This window comes from Streptomyces sp. AMJ-169, from assembly GCF_055597585.1.
Window position 1 is genome coordinate 288,772 of the sequence record NZ_JBVLTJ010000004.1, and the last position, 18,550, is coordinate 307,321.

Annotated in this window: 5 protein-coding genes and 1 pseudogene; 3 read left to right on the forward strand and 3 right to left on the reverse strand. The window is 74.3% G+C overall.

Annotation, left to right across the window (positions count from 1 at the left end; translation table 11 throughout):
- Positions 1–33 precede the first annotated feature (33 nt).
- Positions 34–459, reverse strand: a complete 426-nt coding sequence (locus ACYUD3_RS12265) for a glycosyl hydrolase (RefSeq protein WP_470967972.1) — start codon at positions 457–459, stop codon at positions 34–36.
- A 153-nt stretch (positions 460–612) separates the two neighbouring features.
- Here ACYUD3_RS12265 and ACYUD3_RS12270 point away from each other — a divergent pair, with 153 nt between their 5' ends.
- Positions 613–1,566, forward strand: a complete 954-nt coding sequence (locus tag ACYUD3_RS12270) for a hypothetical protein (RefSeq protein ID WP_470967975.1) — start codon at positions 613–615, stop codon at positions 1,564–1,566.
- Positions 1,567–1,588: 22 nt separating this feature from the next.
- Here the strand turns inward: ACYUD3_RS12270 and ACYUD3_RS12275 are convergent, their stop codons facing one another.
- Complete coding sequence (locus tag ACYUD3_RS12275; RefSeq protein ID WP_470967977.1) at positions 1,589–2,353, reverse strand: thioesterase II family protein; 765 nt, start codon at positions 2,351–2,353, stop codon at positions 1,589–1,591.
- 308 nt (positions 2,354–2,661) lie between these two features.
- Here ACYUD3_RS12275 and ACYUD3_RS12280 point away from each other — a divergent pair.
- Together ACYUD3_RS12280 and ACYUD3_RS12285 are read left to right on the forward strand one after the other, a co-directional pair.
- A pseudogene (locus ACYUD3_RS12280) lies at positions 2,662–9,042 on the forward strand (type I polyketide synthase); the annotation flags it as partial.
- A gap of 53 nt (positions 9,043–9,095) precedes the next feature.
- Positions 9,096–15,557, forward strand: a complete 6,462-nt coding sequence (locus ACYUD3_RS12285) for an SDR family NAD(P)-dependent oxidoreductase (protein ID WP_470967979.1) — start codon at positions 9,096–9,098, stop codon at positions 15,555–15,557.
- A 70-nt stretch (positions 15,558–15,627) separates the two neighbouring features.
- Here the strand turns inward: ACYUD3_RS12285 and ACYUD3_RS12290 are convergent, their stop codons facing one another.
- Entirely contained in the window at positions 15,628–18,261 is a 2,634-nt protein-coding gene (locus tag ACYUD3_RS12290) for a LuxR C-terminal-related transcriptional regulator (RefSeq protein WP_470967982.1), read from the reverse strand.
- Positions 18,262–18,550: the final 289 nt, after the last annotated feature.

Sequence of the window (18,550 nt, forward strand, 5' to 3'; positions counted from 1 at the left end):
CCCCCATCACTCCGTCCCCCACCGCCACCCGCCCTAATACCACCCCGTACACCTGATCGCCGTCCCGTTCCCCGAATCCCCGCAAGCCCGCATCACCTTCCCGTTGCTGTCCCGCCACGGATCGGTCCACACGCTCGTCCGCCCCGCAGGGATCGTCCGGAACCCCAGCCGCGGCTCCCACGTCTTGCCGCCGTCGCTGCTGCGGTCCACCCAGATGTGCATGCCGGGCCTGCCGCCGGTGATGCGGCCCCAGGCGCAGGTGGTGTCCCGGTCGCCGTTCGCGCGGAGTTCGATGTGCTGGCCGGCGCCGCCGGTCACGGTCCGCGCCGTCCTGCCGTTCTTGTTGCCGCAGCCGTCGGCCGCGCCGGCGGTGGTGGCTCCGACCGCGGTCAGCAGGCCGGCCAGCAGCGCGACCGCCGAGACCGAGGCCGCCGCTTTCGTGTTCATACGCATACGCATGTCCGCATCTCTGCTCCCGGCCGCCCCCCTCCATCCGCGGAACGCGCCAGGACCCCCCGAAAGTATGGCGGCGGGACCGGAGTTGACCCCTCCGAGGGCAACCCGTAAAGGAACCCGGCGTTTCACCGCGCGCCACGCAGGCAAAGGGGAGGCATGAGCGTTCAGCGGGAAACTCATGTCTCGAACCATCACCTCAGCCTTGAGGTCATCGAATCCGGGCAACTCCAGAGGATTCTGGAACTCCTCGACGATTTCGTCCCGGACCTGCCGGCCGACCGGACGCGCCACCTCACCGCCACCCTCCTCGCGGAGGCCCGCGGATACGGCTTCGACCTGCCGTTCCCCCTCGTCAGGGACCTGGTGCTGATGCAGCAGCTGATGCTGCCGAGGCCGGACGACGACGAATTCTCGTTGGCGATGAGCAGGATGTTCGCATTCACCGCCTATTACGACGACCTGTGCTCACGCGACCGGCAGCAGTCGTACGGAATTCTGCGCAGCATCATGAGCGGCGTCCCCGGGTCCTCGCCCTATGCCGCATATACCGACCACATATTCCGGCAACTCGCGCCGTTCTGCGCCGCGTCCACGCTCGGTGTCCTGCGGGCGATGACCGTCCGGTCCGCGCTGGGGGTGCTGCTGGAGACGGAGTTCTCCCGGGACGGGGACGACACGGCCGACACCGAGTACGTGCGCGAGCTGTCGGGGTTCAACGAACTCTGGGCCGCCCTGCTCCAGTTCGCCCACCCGAGCCTCGCCCTGGACGGGGACCTGCGCTACTGGGCGGCGACGCTGCGCACCATGAACCACTTCATCTGCGACATCAACGACGTCTGCTCGTTCCACAAGGAGATCCTCGACGGCGACGACTTCCTTCTCAGCCGTATCCAGCGCGGTTCCCTGCGCTCGGGCCGCCCGTACCTGGAGGTGTACCGCACGACCGTGGACCGGGCCCTGGCCGCCCACGCCCGCGTCCAGGCGGCGGCGAGCCCCGAACAGCGGCCGTACGTACGGCGGTTCCAGCAGGGGTACGTGTACTGGCACACGCACACCGAGCGGTACCGGTGGCACGAACTCGTCCCCGGCACCGCTCTCCTGGGCCTCTGAGAATCAGACCGGCCCCGAAAGATCAGACCAGCCCCGCGAGCGTCGACTTGATCTCCTCGATGACCCGCGGGGCCTGTCCGACGAGGTAGAAGTGGCCGCCGGGGTAGACCTCCATGCGGAAGCCCCCGGAGGTGTGCCCGGCCCAGGCCTCGACGGAGTCCAGCGCGGCCTTGGGGTCGGCGTCGCCGGTCAGCGCGGTCACCGGCGTCTCGATCTTGTGGAAGCGCTCGGGCCGGTACAGCTCGGCCGCGCGGTAGTCGTTGCGCAGCGCCGGGAGGATCATCTGGAGCATCTCCTCGTCGCCGAGGATGCGGTTGTCGGTCCCGGCGAGCCGCTTCATCTCGGCGAGGAGGGCCTGGTCGCCGCGCGTGTGGATGTTCTCCTCCTCCTCGAACCGGGAGGGGGCGCGGCGGCCGGAGGCGAAGAGCATGACCGGCGGGGCGCCGGCCGCTTCGAGGCGCGCGGTGAGTTCGAAGGCCAGCGAGGCGCCCATGCTGTGCCCGAAGACGGCGAGCGGGCGGCCTGCGCCCTCGTCGGCGAGGACCACGGGGAGCAGCCGGTCGGCGAGTTCCGGCACGTTGTCGACGAAGGGTTCCTGGCGGCGGTCCTGGCGGCCGGGGTACTGCACGGCCAGCACCTCGACGGCGGGCGCGAGGGCCTGGGACACCGGGTGGTAGAAGGAGGCGGAACCGCCCGCGTGCGGCAGGCACAGGAGCCGTACGGCGTCCGGGGCGGCCGGGTGGTAGCGGCGTATCCACAGAGTGCGGTCCTCCGTGCCGACGGTCATCTGCGTCTCCGGTGCGCTCGTAACGGGCTTGCTGTACTGGGACGTTAACAGGAACAGCGGTTCGCGCGCGCCCCCTGGCCGGACCCCTATCGGGGCTCCCGGCGAGGTCAGGGGTGTCCGAGTGCGCGCCGCACGTCCTATTTCTTTCGTGAGCCCTCGTACGCAGGACAGCGGGGCCGTCCAGCCCGCCGACCCTTCCGACCCCACGGGGGTTTTCTGTGACGGACGAAGCACAGCTCGTCGAGTACATCCGCCGCCTGACCGGTGATCTGCGCAAGACGCACCGCCGGGTGAAACAGCTGGAGGACGCCGGCAGCGAGCCGCTGGCGATCGTCGGCATCGGCTGCCGGTTCCCCGGTGGTGTGACGGGCCCTGACGCGTTGTGGCGGCTGGTGGACGAGGGCCGGGACGCCGTCGGCGAGATGCCGGCCGGGCGCGGCTGGAACCTCGACGCGATGTTCGGCCCCGACCCGGACGCGCTGGGCACGAGCCACGCCCGCGAGGGCGCCTTCCTGTACGACGCCGACGCGTTCGACGCCTCCTTCTTCGGCATCTCCCCGCGCGAGGCCCTCGCCATGGACCCGCAGCAGCGCCTGCTGCTGGAGACCGCGTGGGAGGCGCTGGAGCACGCCGGCATCGACCCGTCGACGCTCGTCGGCAGCCGTACCGGGGTGTACGCGGGGCTGATGTACCACGACTACGCCGGTGAGCTGTCGACCATGCCGGACGAGGTGCAGGGCTTCCTGAGCACCGGTGTCGCCGGGAGCGTCGTCTCCGGCCGGGTCGCGTACGCGTTCGGCTTCGAGGGGCCGGCGCTGACCGTCGACACGGCGTGCTCGTCCTCGCTGGTGACCGTGCATCTCGCGGGCCGCGCGCTGCGCGCCGGGGAGTGCGACCTGGCGCTGGCGGGCGGGGTGACGGTGATGTCGACGCCGTCGACGTTCATCGAGAACTCCCGGCAGGGCGGGCTGGCCACCGACGGCCGCTGCAAGTCCTTCGCGGACGCCGCCGACGGCACCGGCTGGGGGGAGGGTTCGGCGCTGCTCGTCCTGGAGCGGCTGTCCGACGCCCGCCGCAACGGCCACCAGGTGCTGGCCGTCGTGCGCGGCTCGGCCGTCAACCAGGACGGGGCCTCCAACGGGCTCACGGCGCCGAACGGGCCTTCGCAGCAGCGGGTGATCCGGGCCGCGCTGGCCGACGCGCGGCTGACGGCGGCCGACGTCGACGTGGTGGAGGCGCACGGCACGGGCACGACGCTGGGCGACCCGATCGAGGCGCAGGCGCTCCTCGCGACGTACGGGCGGGAGCGGCCGCAGGGGCAGCCGCTGCGGCTGGGGTCGGTGAAGTCGAACCTCGCGCACACGCAGGCCGCCGCCGGGGCCGCCGGGATCATCAAGATGGTGATGGCGATCCGGCACGCCAGGATGCCGCGCACGCTGCACGTCGACGCGCCCAGCAGCCAGGTCGACTGGACCGCCGGGCAGGTGGAACTGCTCGCGCAGGCCCTCGACTGGCCTGATCTCGACCGGCCGCGCCGGGCCGCCGTCTCCTCGTTCGGGGTGAGCGGCACCAACGCGCACGTCATCCTGGAGCAGGCGCCCGAGCCGGAGGAGCCGGCCGCGGCGGACGGGCCCGCGCTCGCGGCCTGGCCGGTGCTGCTGTCGGCCCGCGACCCGCAGTCCCTGCGGGCCCAGGCGACCGCCCTGTACGACCACCTCGCCGCGCTGCCCGCGCCGTCCCTCCCCGACCTCGCCCGCTCCAGCGCCGTCACCCGCGCCGCACTCGAAGAGCGCGCGGCCGTCGTCGCGGACGACACCGACACCCTCCTGACCGGCCTGAAGGCGCTCGCGGCCGGCGAGCCCGCGCCGGGCGTCCTCACCGGCCACGCCGAAGACCGCGCCCTCGCCGTGCTGTTCACCGGCCAGGGCGCCCAGCGCCCCGGCATGGGCCGCGAACTGTACGCCGCCTTCCCCGCGTTCGCCGGCGCGCTGGACGAGGTCTGCGCGCACCTCGACCCGCATCTCGACCGCCCGCTCAAGGAGCTGATGTTCGCCGCTCCCGACAGCGCGGACGCGGCGCTGCTGGACGAGACGCAGTACACGCAGGCCTCGACGTTCGCGCTGGAGACCGCGCTGTACCGGCTGGTCACCGGCTGGGGCGTGGTCCCCCGGCACCTCGCCGGGCACTCGATCGGCGAGCTGACGGCCGCGCACGTGTCGGGGATGCTGTCGCTCGCGGACGCGGCCCGGCTGGTCTGCGCGCGGGGGAAGCTGATGCAGGCGCTGCCCGAGGGCGGTGCGATGGCCGTGCTGGAGGCCGCCGAGGACGAGGTCGTGCCGCTGCTCGCGGGGCAGGAGGACACCATCGCGCTGGCGGCCGTCAACGGCGAGCGGTCCGTGGTGGCCTCGGGCACGGTGGCGGCGGTCACGGCGGTCGCCGAGCACTTCGCGGGGATCGGCCGGCGCACCCGGCGGCTGCGGGTGTCGCACGCCTTCCACTCGCCGCTCATGGAGCCGATGCTGGCGGAGTTCCGGGCCGTCGTGCGCGAACTGGACTTCCGGCCGCCGACCGTGCCGGTCGTCTCCAGCGTGACCGGCGCTCTCCAGGAGCCCGCCGCGTGGGCCGACCCCGACTACTGGGCGCGGCAGGTGCGCGACACCGTCCGCTTCCACGACGTGCTGCGCACGCTGCGCGAGGCCGGTACGACCGCCCAGTTCGAGCTGGGCCCTGACGGGCCGCTGACCGCGCTGACCGAGTCCGGCGAGCTCCTGGGCGTCGCCGCCCAGCGCCGCGACCAGCCCGAAGTCCGGTCCCTGGTCGGCGCGTTGGCCGCGCTGCACACCGGGGGCGCGGCCGTCGACTGGGCCGCGTTCCACGCCGGCCGGGGCACGCGCACCGTCGCGCTGCCCACGTACGCCTTCCAGCGGCGCGGCTACTGGCTGCGCCCCAAGCCGGGCTCCGGGCAGGGCGGCGGGGGGCTCGCGGCGGCCGGGCATCCGCTGCTGACCGGGGCCACGACGATCGCCGGGACGGGGCTGCACATCCTCACCGGGCGGCTCGGCCTGGACACGCATCCGTGGCTCGCGGACCACGCCGTCGGCGGCACCGTCCTGGTCCCGGGCACCGCCTTCGTGGACCTCGCCCTGCACTGCGCCCGGCAGACGGCGGCCGGCGCCGCCGCGCTGACCGTCGGCGAACTCGTCCTGCACGCCCCGCTGATCCTGCCCCCGACAGGTGCCGTCCGCGTCCAGGCCGTGCTCGCCGCGCCCGGCGCCGACGGCGCCCGCGCCTTCACCGTCGCCTCCCAGCCGGAGCACACCACAGACGACCTGTGGACCGTCCACGCCGAAGGCACCCTCGGCACCGACCCCGCCACTCCCCCGCCGCCGGACCCCCAGTGGCCGCCGGCCGGGGCGAGCGCGCTGCCCGTCGAGTCCCTGTACGACGACCTCGCGGCCGGCGGTTTCGCCTACGGCCCGGTCTTCCAGGGCGTGCGCAAGGCGTGGCGGCTCGGCGACGACGTGTACGCCGAAGTCGCCCTCCCCGAGAGCGCGTCGGGGGACGCGGACGCCTTCACGCTGCACCCGGCGCTGTTCGACGCGGCCCTGCACGCGGCCGTCCACGCGGGCGGCGCCCTCACCGGGGGCGGCGACGGGGGCCGGCTGCCGTTCGTCTGGGACGGCGTCACCCTGCACGCGACCGGCGCGACCGCGCTGCGCGTACGGATCACACCGACCGGCGCCGACACCCTCGCGCTGACCCTCACGGACCCGGCCGGCACCCTGGTCGCGACGGTCGGCTCCCTCACCGTGCGCGCCGCCCCGGCCTCCCTGACCCCGGCCCAGACCGCTCCCGACGCCGCGGAGGGGCTGCACCTGCCGGGCTGGGAGGAGCTGACGCCGCCGCAGGAGCCCGCCGCCGCGCCCGAGCGCTGGGCGCGGGTCGCGGGGGACGACGTGCCGGAGCTGCCGGGCGCCGTGGAGATTGCCGGCCTCGCCGCCGGGACCGACGCCGACGCCGTGCTCGTCGCCCTCGGCCGCGCCGCCTCCTCGGGCGCCGAGGCCGTCCACCAGGCGGCGGAAGAAGCGCTCGGCGCCGTGCGGGACTGGATCGCGGCCGGGCACGAGAAGCGGCTGGTCGTGCTGGTGCGCGGCGCGGTGCGGGTCGGCCGGGACGAGCCGGCGCCCGACCCTGCCGCGGCGGCCGTGTGGGCGCTGCTCGGTTCGGCCGCGCACGAGAACCCGGACCGGATCACCGTCCTGGACTGGGACGGTGACGAGGCGTCGGCCGCCGTCGTCGCCCGCGCCGCGGCGCTGCCCGAACCCCGGCTGGCGCTGCGCGCCGGGGCCGTGCACGCGCCCCGGCTGGTGCCGCTCGCCACGCATCCGGCGCTGCTGCCGCCGGCCGAGGGGCCGTGGGTGCTGGAGCGCACCGGGGACAGCGGGACCATCGAGGACCTGTCCCCGGCGCCCGCCGCCGAGGACGTCACCGCGCCGCTCGCGCCCGGCATGGTCCGCGTCGAGGTACGGGCCGCCGGCGTCAACTTCCGTGATGTCGTCGTCGCGCTCGGCATGGTGCCGGGGCTGCGCGGGCTCGGCGGTGAACTCGCCGGTGTCGTACGGGAAGTGGGCCCTGACGTCCCGGATCTGAAGCCGGGTGACCGGGTGCTGGGGCTCGCGCCGCGCGCCTTCGGGCCGCTCGCCGTCACCGATCACCGCTGGCTCGCGCCGATGCCCGAGGGCTGGACGTGGGCGCAGGCCGCCGCCGTGCCCATCGCGTATCTGACCGCCTACTACGGCCTCGTGGACCTCGCGGGCGTGCGGCCGGGGCAGAAGGTCCTCGTCCACGCCGGCGCGGGCGGTGTCGGCACCGCCGCCGTACAGCTGGCCAAGCATCTCGGCGCCGAGGTGTTCGCGACCGCCAGCTCCGGCAAACGGGACGTGCTGCGCGCCGCCGGGCTCGACGACGACCACACCGCCGACTCACGCACCACCGACTTCGCCGCGCACTTCCTCGCCACCACCGGCGGCAGCGGCCTGGACGTCGTACTGGACTGTCTGGCCGGGGAGTTCGTCGACGCCGGGCTGCGGCTGCTGCCGGGCGGCGGGCGGTTCCTGGAGATGGGCAAGACCGACATCCGCGAACCGGAGGCGGTGGCCGCCGCGTATCCGGGGGTGGACTACGCGGCCTACGACCTCAACGAGGCGGCGCCGGACCGGATGCGGGACATGCTGCGGGCGGTGCTCGCGCTGTTCGCCGAGGGGGCGCTGACGCCGCCGCCGCTGACGACGTGGGACGTGCGGCGGGCCCGGGACGCGTTCCGGGCGCTCAGCCAGGCCAAGCTGGTCGGCAAGGCCGTCCTCACCCTGCCCCCCGTCCCGGACCCGGACGGCGTGTTCGTGGTGACCGGCGCGAGCGGCAACCTCGGCGGGCTCTTCGCCCGGCATCTGGTGACCCGGCACGGCGCCCGCCACCTGCTGCTCCTGGGCCGCCGCGGCCCGCAGGCACCGGGCGCGGCCGAGCTGGAGCAGGCCCTGCGGGACGCCGGCGCCGCCGACGTCACCACGCTCGCCTGCGACATCGCCGACCGGGCCGAACTGCACACCGCCCTCGCCGGGCTCGACCGGCCCGTGACGGCCGTCGTGCACACCGCCGGTGTCCTCGACGACGGGCTCGCCGCCGGACTCACCGACGAACAGCTGCACCACGTGCTGCGGCCGAAGACGGACGCCGCCGTCAACCTCGACGAGGTGCTGCGCGAACTCGGCCACGAACCGGCCCTGTTCGTGCTGTTCTCCTCCGCGTCCGGGCTCACCGGCAACCCCGGGCAGGCCAACTACGCCGCCGCGAACGTCTCGCTGGACGCCCTCGCCGCCCGCCGCCGGGCCGCCGGACACGCGGGGCTCTCGCTGGCCTGGGGCGCCTGGGAGCAGTCGGGCGGCATGACGGCCTCGCTCACCGAGGCCGACCAGCGCCGCATGGCCCGCTCCGGACTGCGCGCGCTCACCGCCGAACACGGCCTCGCCCTCTTCGACGCCGCCCTCGGCGCCGACACCGACACCCTCGCCCCCATCGCCCTGGACCCGGCCGCACTGCGCGCCCAGGCGGAGGCGGGCACGCTCCCGCCGCTGTGGCGGGGCCTGGTCCGCGCGCCCCTGCTGCGCCGGGCAGCGGCGGCCGGGCCCGGCACGGCCGAACCCGACCTGGCCGGCCGGCTGGCGGCGCTCTCCGAGGCGGAGCGCGACCGGCTGCTGCTCGACCTCGTCCACCGGCACACCGCGACCGTCCTCGGCCACGGCGCGCCGGGCGCCGTCACCCCGCACCGCACCTTCCGCGAGCTGGGCTTCGACTCCCTGACCGCCGTCGAACTGCGCAACAGCCTCGGCGCCGCGACGGGCCTGAAACTGCCCGCGACCCTCGTCTTCGACCACCCGACCCCGCAGGCCGTCGCCGTCCTGCTGCTCGAAGGGCTCGCCCCGCCCGCCGCCTCCCGCGCCCAGGACGCGCTGGCCGCGCTGGGCGCGCTGACGGCGGCGCTCGCCGAGGTCCCGGCCGACGACCCGGAGCGCGCGCTCCTCGACGACCGGCTGCGCCGGCTGTGGGAGAGCCTGCGCGAGCCGGAGCAGAAAGCCGAGGAGAACCTCTCCGACGACGACCTGTTCGCGCTGGTCGACGACGGCTACCACTGATCTCCCCCGAAGCCCCCCGCTCCGATCCCGCTCTCCGAGGAAGTGACGTCCGCATGTCAAGCACCCCCGCCGCCGAGGAGTCCGGCAGCAACGAGAGCCGCCTGCGCGACTACCTCAAGCGGGCCGTCGCCGACGCCCGCGACCTGCGCGAGCGGCTGACGGCGAGCGAGCACAAGAACCGGGAGCCGATCGCGATCGTCGGCATGGCCTGCCGCTACCCCGGCGGGGTGACGAGCCCCGACGACCTGTGGCGGCTGGTCGACGAGGGCCGCGACGGCGTCGGCCCGATGCCCCGCGACCGGGGCTGGCCCGTCGACGAGCTGTACGAGGAGACGGACGGCATCAACTCCTCCGCGACCCTCGAAGGCGGCTTCCTCGCCGACCCGGCGGGCTTCGACGCCGAGTTCTTCGGCATCTCCCCGCGCGAGGCCCTCTCCATGGACCCCCAGCAGCGCCTGCTGCTGGAGACGTCCTGGGAGGCCGTGGAGCGGGCGGGCCTCGACCCGTCGAGCCTGCGCGGCTCCCGCACCGGCGTCTACTTCGGCGGCGGCTCCGAGGACTTCGTCGGCCTCCTCGCGATGCTCCAGGCCACCGACGACCCGCCCTCGCTGACCGGCATGACCAGCAGCGTCATGTCCGGCCGGGTCGCCTACACGCTCGGCCTGGAAGGGCCCGCGCTGACGGTCGACACGGCCTGCTCGTCCTCCCTGGTCTCCCTGCACCTCGCCGTGCAGGCGCTGCGCTCCGGCGAGTGCGACATGGCGCTCAGCGGCGGCGTGACCGTCATGGCGACGCCCAGCATCTTCCCGGAGTTCGCCCGCCAGGGCGGCCTCGCCTCCGACGGCCGCTGCAAGGCCTTCGCCGAGGCAGCCGACGGCACCGGCTGGGGCGAGGGCGTCGGCGTCCTGCTCGTCGAACGCCTCTCGGACGCCCGCCGCAACGGCCACCCCGTGCTGGCGGTCGTCCGAGGCTCGGCCGTCAACCAGGACGGCGCCTCCAACGGACTCACCGCCCCCAACGGACCCTCCCAGCAACGCGTCATCCGCGACGCCCTCGCCAACGCCGGGCTCACCGCCGACGAAGTCGACGCCGTCGAGGCACACGGCACCGGCACCCGGTTGGGTGACCCCATCGAGGCACAGGCCGTCCTCGCGACCTACGGCCAGAACCGTGAAATCCCCCTGTATCTCGGCTCGTTGAAGTCCAACATCGGCCACACCATCGCCGCCGCCGGCGTCGGCGCCATCATCAAGACGGTGCTCTCGCTGCGCGCCGGGGTGCTGCCGAAGACGCTGCACGTGGACGAGCCGAGCAGGCAGGTCGACTGGACCGCGGGTGCGGTGGAACTCCTCACCGAGGCAAGGGAGTTCCCGGAAACCGGGCGTCCGCGCCGGATCGGTGTCTCCTCCTTCGGCATCAGCGGCACCAACGCCCACCTGGTCCTGGAACAGGGCGACGAGGAGACCGAGACCGCCCCGGCGGACGGTACGGCGCTGCCGGTGCCATGGATCCTGTCGGCCCGCAGCGACGCCGCGCTGTCGGCACAGGCGGGACGGCTCGCGGAGGGGTTCGAGGGACGGCCGGTGGATGTCGGCTACTCCCTCGCCGTGTCGCGGGCGGGGCTGGAGTGCCGGGCGGTTGTGGTGGGGGAGGACAGGGGTGCGCTGGAGCGGGGGGTCGCGGCTGTTGCTGGGGGTGGTTCTGATCCCGGGGTGGTGCGGGGGCGTGCGGGGTCGGGGGGTGTGGTGTTCGTGTTCCCCGGTCAGGGGTCGCAGTGGGCGGGGATGGCGGTCGAACTCCTCGACTCCTCGCCCGTGTTCGCGGCGCGGATGGCTGAGTGTGAGACGGCGCTGTCGGAGTTCGTGGACTGGTCGCTGACGGAAGTCCTGCGTTCACAAGGCGAGTTGGAGCGGGTGGACGTGGTCCAGCCGGTCCTGTGGGCGGTGATGGTCTCGCTCGCGGAGGTGTGGCGTTCGTACGGTGTCGAGCCAGCTGCTGTGGTGGGGCATTCGCAGGGTGAGATCGCTGCGGCTGTCGTCGCGGGCGCGCTGTCGCTGGAGGACGGCGCCCGGGTCGTCGCCTTGCGCTCCAAAGCGATCCTCGCCCTGTCGGGCAAGGGCGGCATGGTCTCCGTCCAGCTCCCCGCCGACCGCGTCCGCGCAGAACTGGAGCGCTGGGACGGGCGGATCGACCTGGCCGCCGTGAACGGGCCCGCCTCCGTCGTCGTGGCCGGAGAGACCGGAGCCCTGGACGAGCTGCTGGCGTGGGCCGAGGCGGACGGGGTGCGGGCGCGGCGGATCGCCGTGGACTACGCCTCCCACTCCGGGCAGGTCGACGCCGTGCGCGACGAACTCGCCGGAGTGCTGAAGGACATCACGCCCGGCCCGTCCCGGGTGGCGTTCTACTCCTGTGTCACCTCAGGGCGGCTGGACACCAAGGCACTCGACGGCGACTACTGGTTCCGCAACCTGCGCCAGCCGGTCGAGTTCGAGGAGACCACCCGGGCTCTGCTGGAACAGGGACACAACCTCTTCGTGGAGGTCACCCCGCACCCCGTGCTGACCAGCGCCGTCCAGGACACCGCCGACGCCGCAGGCCGTGAAGCCGCCGTCACCGGAACCCTGCGCCGGGGCGAAGGCGGCCCCCAGCGGCTGCTGCTCTCGCTCGGTGAGGCGTACGTCCACGGCGCGCCCGTCGACTGGGCCCGCTGGTTCCAGGGCAGCGGCGCACACCGCGTCACCCTGCCCACCTACGCCTTCCAACACCAGCGCTACTGGACGGAGTTGCCGGTCGCGCGGGCCGGGGACGCGGGTGCGGCGGGGCTCGGGCGGGCGGGGCATCCGCTGCTCGGGGCGGTCGTGGAGCTGGCGGAGAGCGAACGGGCCGTGTTCACCGGGCGGTTGTCGGTCCGGGAGCAGGCGTGGACCGCCGACCATGCCGTGTTCGGCACCGTGCTGCTGCCGGGAACCGCCTTCGTGGAGCTGGCCCTCTGGGCGGGCGAGCGGGTGGGGACGGGCACGCTCGACGAACTGGTCCTGGAGGCGCCGCTGGTGCTGCCCGCGTCCAAGGGGCTGCATCTTCAGGTCGCCGTGGACGAGCCGGACGAGGAGGGGCGGCGGGCCGTGCGCTTCCACTCGCGGCCCGACGGGGCGGACGGGGAGACGTGGACCCGGCACGGCAGCGGGGTGCTCAGCGCGGCGGCGGGGCCGGAGTTCGACCTCGGCGCGTGGCCGCCGGCCGGCGCCGAGCCGGTCGGTCTCGACGGGGCCTACGCGACGATGGCCGAGGCCGGTTTCGGGTACGGGCCGCTCTTCCAGGGGCTGCGGGCCGTCTGGCGGCGCGGTGACGAGGTCTTCGCCGAGGTCGGGACCGACGCCGGGGACACCGCGTTCCTGCTGCATCCGGCGCTGCTGGACAGCGCTCTGCACGCGGCCGGGTTCCTGCCGGACGGGCAGGGCGCGGGGCTGCCGTTCTCCTGGTCCGACGTCTGTCTGCACGCGACGGGCGCGGGGAGTCTGCGGGTCCGGCTCGCGCGCTCGGCCTCCGGCGGACTGACGCTGCACGCAGCCGACGCGCTGGGCGCACCTGTCGTCAGCGTGGGCGAGCTGGCCTTCCGGCCGGTCACCGCGAGCCAGTTGACCGCGCCGGGCGGTACGTCCGATGCGCTGCTGGCCGTGGTGTGGCCGGAGCTGGCCAAGAGCGGTGCGGCCGAGGGGACTTACGCCGCCCTCGGTGGCGGCGGCCCTGAGGGTGTGCCCGTTCACGGCACGCTCGGCGAGATCGGCGGGGACGCGTCCGCCGTCGTGGCCGTCTGCCCCGTCGACGCCGAGGCCGGTGCGGAGGCCGAGGCGGCGGAGCTGGCCGCCGGCTGGGGGCTTGAGCTGGTGCAGGGCTGGCTGGCCGGGGAGCGGCCTGGGGTTCTGGTGGTCGTCACGCGGGGCGCCGCTCCCGTGCCGGGCACCCCGGTCACCGCGACCGGTGTCGCGCACGCGGCGCTGGCCGGGCTGGTGCGGTCGGCGCAGGCGGAGGAGCCGGGGCGGATCGTGCTGCTGGACGTGGTCGGGCCGCTCACCGTGGCCGGGCTCGGCGCGGCGCTCGGCGCCGGGGAGCCCGAGGTCGCGCTGCGGGGCGGCGCGGTGCACGGACGGCGGCTCGAACGGGCCGCAGGACAGCCGCTCGCGATGCCCGCCGGGCACGAGCAGTGGCGGCTCGACGTGACCGAGCCCGGTTCCTTCGGCGCTCTCGCGCTCGTCCCCGACGGTGAGGGGACGGCAGCGCTCGGCGCCGGGCAGGTGCGGGTGGCGGTACGGGCGGCCGGGATGAACTTCCGGGACACGCTGATCGCGCTCGGCATGTATCCGGACGCGGCCCGGCTGGGCAGCGAGGGCAGCGGTGTCGTGACCGAGGTCGGGCCCGGGGTGACCCGGTTCGCGGTCGGTGACCGGGTGATGGGCACGCTGGACACGTCGTTCGCGCCGCTGTCGGTGGCCGACGCCCGGCTGCTCGCGCCGGTTCCGGACGGCTGGAGCGAGGTCGAGGGCGCCGCCGCGACGGTGGTGGCGCTGACCGCGTTCTACGGGCTGGTGGATCTGGGGCGGCTGGCGGCCGGGCAGCGGGTGCTGATCCACGCCGGCGCGGGCGGGGTCGGCACGGCCGCCGTGCAGCTGGCCCGGCACCTGGGCGCCGAGGTGTTCGCGACCGCGTCCCGCGGCAAGTGGGACGCCCTGCGCGCCGCCGGACTCGACGACGACCACATCGCCGACTCCCGCACACTCGCCTTCCGCGACGCCTTCCTCGACACCACCGGCGGCGCCGGCATGGACGTCGTCCTCAACTGCCTCGCCGGCGAGTTCACCGACGCCACCCTCCAACTCCTGCCCCACGGCGGACGGTTCGTGGAGATGGGCAAGACCGATCCGCGGGACACGGAGCAACTTGCCCTGGATCACCCGGGGGTGGTGTATCTGCCGTTCGACCTGGCCGACGCCGGGCCCGAGCGGATCGAGGCGATCCTCGGTGAGCTGGTCTCGCTCTTCACGGCCGGGGCGCTGACTCCGCCGCCGGCCACCGTGTGGGACATCCGGCAGGCCCCGGAGGCCTTCCGCGCGCTGGCTCAGGCCACCCTCGTGGGCAAGGCCGTGCTGACCCTTCCGACCACCGGCTTCCTCCCCGGTGAGACCGTACTCGTGACCGGCGCCACCGGGACGCTGGGCGCCCTGGTCGCCCGGCGGCTCGCCGAGCGGCACGGCGTACGGCACCTCACCCTCCTGACCCGCGGCGGTCCGCACACTCAGCGGGCCGACGCGCTCCGCTCCGCGCTGGCTCACTCCGGCGCGGATGTCGAGGTCGTGGCCGGCGACATCGGTGACCCCGATGCGCCGGCCCGGCTGCACTCCCTCCTGTCCGAGCGGGGCCTGCGGCTCGCCGCCGTCGTGCACTGCGCGGGCACCACCGGCGACGGCGCCGTCGCCGCGCTCACCCCCGAGCGGCTGGCCGGGGTGCTGCGGCCGAAGACGTACGGCGTCCAGCATCTGGCGCGGCTCGCCCAACTGCGGCCCGGGGTAAGGCGGGTGGTGCTGTTCTCGTCGGCCGCCGCCGCGCTCGGTTCGCCGGGGCAGGCCAACTACGCCGCCGCCAACGCGTTCCTCGACGCCTCCGCGCGCGGGCTCGGCCCGGCCGTGTCGGTCGGGTGGGGGCTGTGGGAGGAGGAGAGCGCGCTGACCGCTCATCTCACGGAGGCGGACCACCGCCGGCTGCGGTCGGGCGGGTTCAGGGCGCTGTCCAGTGAGGCGGGGCTCGCGCTGTTCGACGCAGCGCTGACCGGGGCGACGGCCGGGGACGCGGTCGTGGCCGCGCCCGTCGACACGGCGGCGCTGCGGGCGTGGGCCGCGCAGGGGTCGCTGCCGCCGCTGCTGCGGTCGCTGGCGGGCTCCGGTGCGGGCGGGGCCCGCAGGCGGGCCGCCCGGGAGACCCGGGAGCCCGGTGAGGGCTTGCGCCGGCGGCTGGCCGCGCTGCCTCTGGAGCGGCGGGAGAGCGCGCTGCTGACGCTGGTGCGCGCCGAGGTGGCCACGGTGCTCGGGCATCCGACGCCCTCGCTGGTCGACCCCGAGCGGTCGTTCCGGGAGATGGGCTTCGACTCGCTGAGCGCGGTGGAGCTGCGCAACCGGCTGAACTCGGCGACGGGGCTGCGGCTTCCGGCGACGCTGGTCTTCGACCACCCCCGGCTGGACGTGCTCGCCGCGCAGATCGGGGAGCGGCTCTTCGCGGGGGAGGCGGCGCGGGCGACCCCAGCAGCCGGTGCGGGGCGCAGCGAGGCGGAGGTGCGTGACCTGCTGCTGTCGCTGCCGCTGGAGCGGCTGCGGGAGAGCGGTCTGCTGGACTCCCTGCTGGCGCTCGCACCGGATGCCCCTAAGCAGGACAAGCCGGACGCCCCGGAGCCGGAGCGGGAGATCGCCGCCATGGACGCCGCGTCCCTCATCGAGATGGCGAGGAACCTCGCGGCCGGCCCGGCCTGATCCCCGCCGGTACCCCCAAAGGGCCTGCCCGGTACTCACGTACCGGGCAGGCCCTTTGGATGTCAGGTGGTCAGGCCGCTTCGCGCAGCGCGCTCTCCACGTGGAGCGGGAGTTCGTGCCGGGAGGTGATGTCGAGCTTGCGGTAGACCCGGGTGAGGTGCTGCTCGACGGTGCTGATGGTGATGAACAGCTCCTCGGAGATCTCCCGGTTGGTGCGGCCCTGGGCGGCGAGGACGGCGACGCGCAGCTCCGAGTCGCTGAGCCTGGCGGCGAGGCCCAGGGAGCGGGGGCCGCGCAGCGTGCTGCGGGGGTGGCCGGCGCCGACGGCGAGGGCGGCGATGCGTTCGAGGAGGGCGTCGGAGCGGGCCTCCTCCGCGAGCTGTTCGGCTTCGCGCAGGGCGAGTTCGGCGGAGCCGTTCTGCCCGAGGTCCTGGTGGGCCTCGGCGAGGTCGGTGAGCGCGGCGGCCAGGAACCAGCCGCCGCTTGACTCGCGGATCCGCTCGACGGCGCTGGCCAGCAGGGCGGGCCGGTCCTGCCGTCCCGCGAGGCGGGCGCGGACCCTGAGCCACTGGCCGGGGTGGAGCATTCCGCTCTCGGGGGCGAGGGCCTCGTGCTCGGCGAGCAGGCCGGCGCACTCCTGGTCGTCGCCGATCCTGAGCCAGATCTCGGCGGCGGCGACGCGCCACGGGGGCTCGGCCCAGCTGGGTACCAGCCAGCGTCCGGCGCGCCGGCCGATGGTGAGGAAGTCGGAGAGCGCGAGGTGGGGCCGGCCCAGGCCGGCCAGGAAGTGGCCGCGGGCATCGAGGTAGGAGAGGGAGCAGTAGCTCTGCGAGAACTCGTCGGGCAGCGGCCGGTCGAGCAGCCGGGCGGCCTCCTCGTAGCGTCCGGTGGCGGCGCAGACCTTGACGAGGACGGCGAGGGGGCCGCCGTAGAGCCAGTGGCTGGGTTCGCCGGAGGCGGTGGCGAGGACGTTGCGGGCGTAGGTCTCGGCCTCGATGAGCCGGCCCTGGGCGAGGGCGGCCTCGGCGCGGATGGCGGTGAAGATCTGCCGCCAGCCCTCGACGCCGCGTTCGGTGGCCTCGCGCAGGAAGTGCGCGGCCCAGGCGTCGGCGAGGTCGGGATGGCCGGCCTTGTTGAGGCAGAGCAGGGCGGGGACGATCAGTGCGAGGGTGGTGTCGCCCAGCGCGAGGGAGCGCAGGTGTTCCTCCGCCTCGTACACCTCGGGGCTGTGGGCGCTGAGGCCGCCGAACCAGAAGTCGAACATGAAGAGTTCGGTGACGGGTACCCCGGCGAGCGACGCGGAGGCGTCGGAGGCCGTGGGCCAGTGCTCGGAGAGTCCGGGGGCGATCCTGAACAGCCAGGGCCAGGTCCGGTCCTCCTCGCTCGTGGGCAGTTCGGCCTGGGGGAAGACGCTCTGGAGGACGACGACGCTCTCGTCCAGCCGGCCGCAGTCGATCAGCAGCCGGGCGTGCAGGACGGTACGGGCCGGGCAGGGGTCGTCGCCGTGCGCGCAGGAAGCGGCCAGCACCCTGTTGAGGGAGGCGGGGCCTGCCGTCCAGGGGTCGGTGCGCATCCGCAGGGCATAACGTTTCAGCTCGAGCCGGACGTGGTCCCAGCAGTCGGCGGTGGCCTCCTGGGCGAGGTCGAGGCAGTCGTCGGCGAAGAGGGCGTCGTCGCGGTCGAGGGCCTCGGCGGCGGCGCGTTCGAGGGTGGCGGCCTGCCAGGTGCCGCCGGTGACACGAGTACGCAGGAGGTGGCGGGCCAGGTCGGTGACGCCGGCGCCGCGGCTGTGCAGGAGTTCGGCGACCTCGGCGTCGAGTCCGGCTTTCGCCTGTTCCCCGATGTGTTCGAGGAGCCCGGCGGCGACGGCGGGGTGGCGCACGCGCCAGCCGTCGACGAGGCCCGCGGCGTCCAGGAGGTTGCGGCCGTAGGCGACTTCGGCGGAGCTGAGCCGCAGGACCGCGGCGACGCTGTCGGGGTCCGCGAACTCGCCGAGGGCGGCCATGCCGACGGCGGCCCGCAGGGCGAGGGGTCCGCTGTCGCGGGCGCAGTCGACGGCGGTCTGGACGAAGAGGCCCTGCGGCTGCGGCCAGGGGGTCACCGACAGCGGGACGCCGAGTTCCTCGGCGAGGGCGCACAGCAGGAGGGGGTTGCCGCCGCTGGCGGCGTGGGCGTCCTCGGCGCTGCCGAGGGGTGAGGTGCCGCGCAGCCGGGTCCAGTACTCGCCGCTCTGCTCAGGGGTGAGCGGGCGCAGCCTGATGCGCTGGACGTGCGGCTGGCGCAGCAGGTCGCGGTGGAGGGCGGGGGCGAAGGTGCCGCCGAAGGGAAACAGGGTGAGGACGAGCATGACCCGGCTGCCGCGCAGTCTGCGGGCGGCTTCGAGGAGGAGCCGGGCGCCGTGCTCGTCCAGCCCTTGGGGGTCGTCGTGGCAGACGACGACGGGGGTCTCACGGGCGAGGTCCGTGAGCCAGTCGACGAAGTCCTGGACGTCCTCGGGCGTGGGCGCCTGCGCGGGCGCCGTGCAGGGGAGCGCGAGGACGGTCGCGCCCTGCTCGGTGACGTACTGGGCGAACGCGTCGAGGAAAGCCGTCTTTCCGCAGCCCGCGCCGCCCTCCAGGATGACCGTCATGGTGCGGCCTCGGCCGCACCGGGCGTACAACGCCTTCATGAACTCAAGATCATCAACTCGACCGAAGGGCATCATCAAGTTCCACCTCTAAATCCCGCGCTGCGTACACGGCGCGGGATTTGCATCCACGTCGCGTCGGCACACTAGAGAATTTGCCCGAAATTGGCCAAGACAACTACGGATTTCAGCAGTCATCGATCTGACAGCCACTAACCAGGCACACCCAGACTCTAGACGAGTATCTCAATTTTACAGAGGTAAATTCCACTGGATGGAAAGCACTGATGTGCACATCTCACTCGAGCCGGACACCGAAAACGCCTCCCGCGATCCGGCTTCACACCCGTAACTTGGCTGCTATCTA